A 1395-nucleotide genomic window follows, 5' to 3' on the forward strand; every position below is an offset into this window, starting at 1 on the left:
GGCTCACCGACGCGCAGGGCAGGACCGTCGACTTCCGCAACACGGTCCTGATCATGACCTCCAACATCGGCTCCGTCTACCTCCTCGACGGCGTCCCGCAGCCCTGACCGCGAGCGCCGAGGCCCTGGCCCGCGATCTGCATCGGCGCCGGGCCACGCACGCCCCGGCCTGGACCGAGCGCCGCTACGGCGCCTTCTCCGACGCCCGCCTGGCGCAACTGGAGGCCGCGGCCGTCGGCGATGTCGCCCGGCTCAGCGCCCCGCAGCCCGACCCTCCCCACGCCGCCCGGCCCATAGGCGAGGTCGAGCAGGAGGCTCACCGTGCGGCGGCGGCCGCTGTGTCCTTCCCGGGCCGCCGCGTCCCAGCCACCGTCGACCAAGCCCGGCGGCAGCTGGCCGCGATCACCGAGGAGATCGGCCTGCGCGCCGCGCTGCCCGCCCAGGGGCACACCGAACGCGCCCAAGCCCAGCAAGCCCAGCAAGCCCAGCGCGCCCAGGCCGAGCGAGCCGCCCGGCCGAGGCCTCGCCGCGACCCCTCGCGCGGACGGGGTGGCCGAGGCCGATAGCCACCAGAACGAACAGAACAGCACGAAGGAACGAGCAGTCAGCACCGCACAGCAGAGACCACAAAGAACAGATAAACAGCATCGAAGATCGGAGAGGATCAGAGAAGCGATAAGACGTATCAATCAGCAGTAACGCAGACAGCAAGATTATGAATCAGTGCTGAGGCATCGTCACTTCGCAACGATGCGGACACGGCCAGCTACTCCTGGTTAATGCTGGTAGTAGCCACATCACACGGCAGACCACCAAAAAACGGCAGTCAACACCACACAGCAGAATCACGGGGTGCTCCTGTCCTGGTGAGGGCATAGAAAGTGCTTGACCCGCCCTGTCTAGGGCGTATGGTCCGATCAGGAAGGTTTCTTACCGGTTCGCCGGTGAGGTGGTCACGCTGGGGGTGTAGCCGGACTGCTCGTCGACGAGTGGCGCGACGAGGCGCAGCGCATGCCAAACGCCAGCCAGTGGGTGGCGCGGGACCCGATCACTGGAGAGATACGACATCGACGCCGGTAACCATTCATTGACTAGCCCTATGGAGTGCGTACAACGGATTGTCGTCGGCCGCACGGGTGACCTCCCGGCGTGGTTGCTCACCGGCATGTTCCGCCTCCGCTACGAGGTGTTCTACGAACGCCTCCGCTGGGACGTCGACAGCCTCCACGGAATGGAGCGAGATTCCTACGACGACTGCGATCCGGTCTATGTGATCAGCCATGGGGAGGTCTGCCGGGAGGTCACGGGGTGCTGTCGGCTCCTGCCCACCGACGGTCCTTATATGATCCCCGACGTCTTCTCCGAGACGTTGCGCGGCGCCCCCGCTCCTCGCGAT

At 66.5% G+C, this 1395-nt stretch carries 3 protein-coding genes; 2 read left to right on the plus strand and 1 reads right to left on the minus strand.

Translation table 11 applies throughout. The features are described from left to right. Window positions 1–107 (plus strand): AAA family ATPase (locus ABZ260_RS51055; protein ID WP_355633218.1); only part of this gene is annotated, 107 nt, incomplete at its 5' end. On the opposite strand, the gene ABZ260_RS51060 is transcribed toward ABZ260_RS51055, so the two are convergent. After that, window positions 77–610, minus strand: a complete 534-nt coding sequence (locus tag ABZ260_RS51060; RefSeq protein ID WP_355633212.1) for a hypothetical protein — start codon at window positions 608–610, stop codon at window positions 77–79. The genes ABZ260_RS51055 and ABZ260_RS51060 overlap by 31 nt on opposite strands. Before the next feature lie 488 nt (window positions 611–1098). Between ABZ260_RS51060 and ABZ260_RS51065 the strand changes: the two genes are divergently transcribed. Beyond that, window positions 1099–1395, plus strand: a 297-nt coding sequence (locus tag ABZ260_RS51065; protein WP_355633215.1) for an acyl-homoserine-lactone synthase, incomplete at its 3' end; no start/stop codon positions are given.

It is taken from the genome of Streptosporangium sp. NPDC006013, from assembly GCF_040614275.1.
Lineage (GTDB): Bacteria > Actinomycetota > Actinomycetes > Streptosporangiales > Streptosporangiaceae > Streptosporangium.